This is a genomic window from Methanoculleus sp. UBA303, assembly GCA_002501655.1.
Taxonomy (GTDB): Archaea; Halobacteriota; Methanomicrobia; order Methanomicrobiales; family Methanoculleaceae; genus Methanoculleus.
Genome location: DANY01000027.1, coordinates 24356 through 30536, shown reverse-complemented (window position 1 = coordinate 30536; position 6181 = coordinate 24356). Strand labels below are relative to the sequence as shown.

Annotated in this window: 5 protein-coding genes; 3 read left to right on the top strand and 2 right to left on the bottom strand. The window is 60.0% G+C overall.

The annotated features are described in order from the left end of the window. Positions 1 to 85: 85 nt before the first annotated feature. On the bottom strand, positions 86 to 1021 hold the full coding sequence (locus tag BP846_RS05625) for an SDR family oxidoreductase (protein ID WP_292393263.1): 936 nt from the start codon (positions 1019 to 1021) through the stop codon (positions 86 to 88). Between the two features lie 206 nt (positions 1022 to 1227). After that, positions 1228 to 2148, bottom strand: coding sequence for a site-specific tyrosine recombinase/integron integrase (xerA, locus tag BP846_RS05620; RefSeq protein WP_292393261.1), 921 nt, complete (start codon positions 2146 to 2148; stop codon positions 1228 to 1230). 1366 nt (positions 2149 to 3514) lie between these two features. Between xerA and BP846_RS05615 the strand changes: the two genes are divergently transcribed. From BP846_RS05615 to glmM, 3 genes are read left to right on the top strand one after another with little or no spacing between them, the layout of a single operon-like run. Then, positions 3515 to 4063, top strand: coding sequence for a DUF5806 family protein (locus BP846_RS05615; RefSeq protein ID WP_292393259.1), 549 nt, complete (start codon positions 3515 to 3517; stop codon positions 4061 to 4063). Then, positions 4060 to 4815, top strand: coding sequence for a molybdopterin-guanine dinucleotide biosynthesis protein B (gene mobB / locus BP846_RS05610; protein ID WP_292393257.1), 756 nt, complete (start codon positions 4060 to 4062; stop codon positions 4813 to 4815). The genes BP846_RS05615 and mobB overlap by 4 nt, the downstream gene beginning before the upstream one ends. A gap of 5 nt (positions 4816 to 4820) precedes the next feature. Further along, positions 4821 to 6179 carry a phosphoglucosamine mutase gene (gene glmM, locus BP846_RS05605; protein WP_292393255.1) on the top strand — a complete coding sequence of 453 codons (1359 nt, stop codon included), beginning with the start codon at positions 4821 to 4823 and terminating at the stop codon, positions 6177 to 6179. The last annotated feature ends 2 nt before the right edge of the window (positions 6180 to 6181 follow it).

Sequence of the window (6181 nt, the reverse complement as noted above, 5' to 3'; positions counted from 1 at the left end):
TTGTTTCGTAGGGCACTACCGGAGTGAGGCGGGTCAGGATGGTCGGCAGGGTGCCTGAGGCCGGCTCCCAACCCCGGAAGAGCGGTTATGGACAGCCGCCGTCCCGGAACCACGCCACAGTCTCGCGGAGCCCCTCATCGACCGAGTAACGCGGAGAAAAACCGAAGGCGTCTCTGGCCCGTGATATATCAGCGAGCGAGTCACGGACATCCCCCTGTCTTAGGGGTTCGTAGAGCGGCCGGGCGTGCATGCCGGTTATCTCCGAGAGATCTGTAGCGAGTTCGTTGAGACTGACCCGGCGACCCCCGGCGATGTTGAAGACGCCGGAGGCACCGCTCGCCATCGCCTGGATGTTCGCCTGCACCACGTCGGTGACGAAGATGAAGTCCCGGGTCTGCTCCCCGTCACCGTAGATGATCGGCGGCTTCCCGTCGAGCAGCCGGGTGATGAATTTCGGGATCACCGCCGCATACTCGGAGTTTGGGTCCTGCCGGGGGCCAAAGACGTTGAAGTAGCGGAGGAAGATCGCCCGGATACCGTAGAGGTCCGAAAAAACCTTCCCGTAGTACTCGCCCGCGAGTTTCGAGACTGCATAGGGGGAGAGCGGCGTCGGCGCCATCGTCTCGCGTTTGGGGAAGGCCGGGTCGTCGCCGTAGATCGCCGAGGTGGAAGCCGCCACAACCGTCGGAACGCCGCACTCCTTTGCGGCCCAGAGGACGTTCACGGTTCCGGCCACATTCACCTCGTTCGTCTCCAGGGGCTTTTCCACGGAACGGGGAACAGAGGCGATGGCCGCCTGGTGGAAGATGCCGTCTGCCCCGGCACAGGCATCGGTGAGCAGGACGAGGTCGGTAACGCTCCCTTCGATGAACGTTACCCGGGGGTGGCGGACGAGGTGCTCGATATTCTCACGCCGCCCGGTAGCAAGGTCGTCGATGATCACGACGTCGTGGTCTCGTGCCAGCCGCTCTGCGAGGTTGGACCCGATGAATCCCGCCCCACCAGTGACGATGTAGCGCATACCGATACGATAGGCACTCCAGTGATTTGAGCGTTGCCAGAGAGGGCCGGGGAAGAAGGGAGATCGAGGCACGGGAATGCCGCGACAACAAAGCACGGAGCGCCCCCGGCTCATACGACAACGCCCGGCAACTCCGAGGAGTCTCATCGTCACCCCCCACCCATATAGCATCAGGCAGTTTATAGGCACCACCCGACCGGACAGGTTCACTCCTCACTCTTCTCGTTTGAGAGAGGGAAATACTGCCGATAGACACTTCTTCGCTCCTCGATGTCAGTATGCAGGTAGATTTCGGTTGTTTTGATAGAGGAGTGACCCAGGTTCTCCTGCACGACACGGAGGTTCTTCGACCGCCGGTAGAGCTCGCTCGCGTATGAATGCCGGATTTTATGCGGCGTAATCCCGGCAGGGGCATACTGCCTGAAGAGATGCTGGACGGTCCGCGGGGAGATGTGGTTACCCTGCTGACCCAGAAAGAGCGGGCCCTCGATCATGTTGCCGATGAACCATTCGATCTCTTCAAGTGTCTCTTCGTCGACGAAGACGGTCCGTATCTTATCCCCCTTTCCTTTCACCCGGATCGTCTGCTCCTCGAAATCGATGTCTTCGACATTTATGGCGCAGAGTTCCGAAACACGGACGCCTGTGGCGTATATCAGGCGGACGATCAACCGATCCCGCCCCTCCGGAACCGTTTTGAGCAGGCGGATCACCTGACTGTGTTTGAGGTATTTCAACTCCTGGTTTTTGATCCGGGGTCGCTCCACGCCGAGCATGGGGTTCGCGACCACGACCCCCTGTGTGTAGAGGTAGCGGTAGAACGAGGAGAGCGTTGATATCATCCGATGAAGGGTCTTCGGCTTATAGTTCCGCGTCTCCGAGAGCGAGGAGAAGAAATCGGTAACGAGGGCAGCAGAAACGTTGACATCCGCATCCAGAAGGACATCCGAGAATGCCGCTTCATCAAACGGAACCCCGTTCGAATCCGGGTGCTGCCGGAACCAGGCGTACCGGGCGAAGCGCTGAATGGTCTGCCCGTATTTTTTGATGGTCCGGGGCGAGTAGTTCCGCATCCGAAGGTAGCCACTGAAGCGATCCAGCCATTCTGAGAAGAGTGCATTCTCCATCGTATAATGAATAGAATAACGAAGAATATCAAGATTGCGGTAAATCACTATTCCCCGCAAGATGGATTTTACCCGGGGAGCCCCGTCAGGGCCGCCAGTCACGATCGCATGGGCCTGCATCAAAAGATCGATTTGCAAGAGGGCCGCGTCCCACCCGGCCGGGACCCGCGGAGCGCGTGCTCCCACGGGGCAAACCAGAAAGAAGGGCGCTGTTGAAACCCTGTTTTGGTCCTCATCCCCCGATGAGGGGGCGCCTGCCCCGGATCGTCCCGGGGCTCATCCGGGGACTGGACCGTGGTGGCTATCGCCCTGGGCGATACGCTCGTCCCCCCTGAGGGGTGGGGGCAGTCATGGCGATGCCCGGCGGGAAGCCGCGTCCCCAGGATTGCACCCAGGGGAGGAATTCAACAAACCCGAAAGAAGGAAACCTATCAAAGCCAGGATGCAAGCGGATACGGGTCCGGTTCCTCAAACAGAAAGCGAAGATCGATCTTGTCGGAGTCGTGCCGTGACATCAGGCAACCCTGGGTCCCCGGCGAAAAGGGCCCCGGGCCCATCTCTTCGGAGTATCTTCTCAGAGATCGCCCGGAAACCAGGGAGGCGGACCAATTTCATCCCGGATCCCAAAAGGATATTTTCGGTGATACAGGAGGTATTGGCGTTAGGAGGTATGGGGCTGCCATCCCGGGTGGACGGGGAGCAGACCCTGTTGAATACGTTCTCTTGCAGGTATATGAACTCCTTACCGTGCGGTGTGAAAGTGAACGAACCAGGAGCATCGTCGGTGCCGCGCAACCTGCAGACCCCGCCCACATATAAAAGACCCCCACAGAGGAGTTTAGACGCCCGATCATCAGCGCGGAAGACCTTACCTATGCCGAAGCCCGTGATCCGGCCCCGCAGCCACGATACGAGGGTCCCAAAACCCGGGCGGCTATTCACAGCGGAGCGTTGCAACCCGCACCCGAACAGGCACTCATGCATAGTATACCGGGCGCACCCGGTGGCAATACCCCAACGTGCCCGGTGTCGGGACGGGGGGGCGAGGTCCGACGATTGCCCACCGGCATCGCCGGGCGAGGGGCCGGCTCACGACAGGCCAGGATAACCCCCATTATGCCCCGATTGACCATAAGCCCTACCTGAAAAGACCAAATACCCATTCCAGCCCCGGGATCAAAGAGACAGACATAAACCGCATGATGCTATATATACGATGAGACAGGACAAACCACACGACCTGCGGAGCGTACACTCAGCCGGACCCCGCAAACATGCACAGTCCTCTCAATCGCCATCCCGGCCGGGGAACCATCCCTCAACCAGCCTTATTGAAATATCAAAACCGACAAAGAGGGTATAGAAAATGGAAGAGCCAGATAACCGCAAAGATCCGAACAAGTATCAGAAATTCAAGAAAGTAGACGGCGCCACCTACCAGCGGGTCAACCAGTTCCTGCGCAAACACACCCACATCACCGCCCGCGAGTGGGCGATCGCCCGCCTCTGCGCAGACTTCAAGACCACCAGCGGCTCGGAGATGACGTTCATCGGTGAGAACCTCCCGGAACTCTGCCCGTTCATGGTCGACTCCTACACACCGCAGGCAGTTAACCAGGCCAGGAGTTCGTTTAAGAAGAAGGTCAAGAAAGCAGGAGCCACGTTCTTCTATGGGGCCATGTGCGGCTTTTTTACCGCGGAAGAGCTCGATGAGATCCTCTTCGAGGCAAGCGAGGTCGCCAGGTTCCTGCTGGAGGTGGAGGGAACGAGCCTGAACATCGATGACGAGATCGACGTCGAGGACCGGATCACCGAGGTGATGCGGGGCGTGGCCGAGGCAGCATCGGTCATCTTAAAGTCCAGGCCCGGCCAGGAGAATGAAGGAGAGAGCCCAACAGAGGATGAGGATTCATGAAGGTCATTCAGATTGTCGGCCGCTCAAACGCCGGGAAGACCACGTTTATAAAGAGCCTGATTCCAGCGCTCTCCGCACACGGGAGCGTCGGAGTGGTCAAGCACCTGGGACATCACGGCTTTGTGCTCAAACCCGGAAAAGACACTACCATATACTATGAATCGCATGCCGCTATATCCGGCGGCGTCGATGAAGAGAAATCGGTCCTCGTCAGGCGCGAGAACGACCTCGACTCCACCCTGGAGTTCTTCTGCAACGCCGGGGTCGAATATGCCATACTTGAAGGGTTCAAGACCCGGTTGTTCCCAAGGGTAGTGATAGGCGACCTCGAAAGCGAGAACGTCATTCTCCGAAACCCCTCGGTCGATGAGGTGCTCGCCGCACTTCTGGAGTTCGAGGACTACTACACCGTCGAGGGGCTGGTCCGGGAACTGAGGCGCGAGTGCGGCGTCTCGCATGCCGGGGCCGTCCTCACGTTCAGCGGGCTTGTCAGGGAATGGACCGGGACCGAACGGACCGAATACCTGGAGTTCGACGAGACCGTCGACGCCCTGACGGAGAGCATCAGGAGAGAGATGGAAGCGGTCCCCGGGATCATCGGCGCACGGTTTTACCACCGGAAAGGGCGGCTCTATGCCGGAGAAGATATAACCTACATTGCTATACTGGCAGAGCACCGCGAGGAGGCGTTCGCCGCTGCCAGCAGTGCTATCGACCGGCTGAAACAGGAACTACACGACGTGGAGAAGTGACGGAGATGCGAAACGGAAAACGGATGTTTGGAACAAACGGCGTGCGGGGCGTGATCGGGGAGGAGATGACACCTGCCCTCGTCCTCAAGATAGGCGCCGCGCTCGGATCGATGAGGAAAGGCACCATAGCCGTCGGCAGGGACACAAGGACGTCCGGTGAAGCCCTGGCCCACGCCCTCAAGGCCGGGCTCCTCATGACTGGGTGCGACGTGGTGGACATGGGCATTCTCCCCACACCGGCCCTGCAGTACATCATCAAGACCAACCAGTTTGACGGCGGCGCGATGATCACCGCGTCCCACAACCCACCCGAGTACAACGGCGTGAAGATCATCGAGGCCGACGGCACCGAGATGTCCGATGACGAGATCATCCGGCTCGAAGACCGGTTCTTCGCCAGTGAGTTTGTCGCGGTCTCATGGGAGGACGTCGGCGCGGAGACCGCCGCACCCGACCGGATCGAGGAGTACATCAGAGCCGTCGTGGGGCACTTCCCGGCAGGCATCGGCAAGGGAATGACCGTCGTCGTCGACCCCGGTTCCGGTCCCGCGGCGCTCACGACCCCGATCATCCTTGAGCGGATGGGATGCCGGGTCCATACCATCAACGCCCGGCTCGACGGCACCTTCCCGGGCCGGATGCCCGAACCGACCCCAGAGGGGCTGCAGCCCCTCTCGGAGATGGTCGTCGCCACGGGTGCCGACTTCGGTGTGGCACACGACGGCGACGCTGACCGGGCGGTCTTCGTTGATAACAAGGGATGCTATATAGAAGAGAACTACGAGTTCGGGCTGGTCGAGGACTATGTCTGCGGCAGGAACAGCGGCGGGCTCGTGGTCACCCCGGTCGCCACCTCCCGGTTGATCCAGGACATAGCAGAGAAACACAGGTGTACCGTCGACTACACCCCCGTGGGAAGTATCTACGTCGCAAGAAGGATGATCGAACTGATCCGGCAGGGGAAGAAGGTCTCCTTCGGGGGCGAAGGAAACGGCGGCCTGATCTATCCCGACCACCAGTTCTGCCGGGACGGAGGCATGACCGCCGCCATGATGGTAGCGGTCCTCGCAAGCCATAACGGCAGGGAACTTTCGGATATCCTCGACGAACTCCCTGCATACCATCTAGTCAAGGAGAAGCACCACGCCCGGGACCCGGCCGCGCTGGTCCGCGCCGTCGAGGAGGCGTTCTCAGGAGAGACCATCGAGAAGATCGACGGCATCAAGATCGTCAGGGACGATGCCTGGGCGCTGGTGCGGGCGTCGGGCACGGAACCGATGATCAGGATCATGATCGAGTCAAAGGACCCGGGCATCGCGGATACCATGTATCGGGAGATCATGCAGGCGGTCAGGCAGGCCTGATC

What these genes read in the sequence shown, in the direction of transcription:
- BP846_RS05615 (WP_292393259.1), top strand. Translation starts at nt 3,515, where the DNA reads ATGGAAGAGCCAGATAACCGCAAAGATCCGAACAAGTATCAGAAATTC.
- xerA (WP_292393261.1), bottom strand. Translation starts at nt 2,148, where the DNA reads ATGGAGAATGCACTCTTCTCAGAATGGCTGGATCGCTTCAGTGGCTAC.
- glmM (WP_292393255.1), top strand. Translation starts at nt 4,821, where the DNA reads ATGCGAAACGGAAAACGGATGTTTGGAACAAACGGCGTGCGGGGCGTG.
- BP846_RS05625 (WP_292393263.1), bottom strand. Translation starts at nt 1,021, where the DNA reads ATGCGCTACATCGTCACTGGTGGGGCGGGATTCATCGGGTCCAACCTC.
- mobB (WP_292393257.1), top strand. Translation starts at nt 4,060, where the DNA reads ATGAAGGTCATTCAGATTGTCGGCCGCTCAAACGCCGGGAAGACCACG.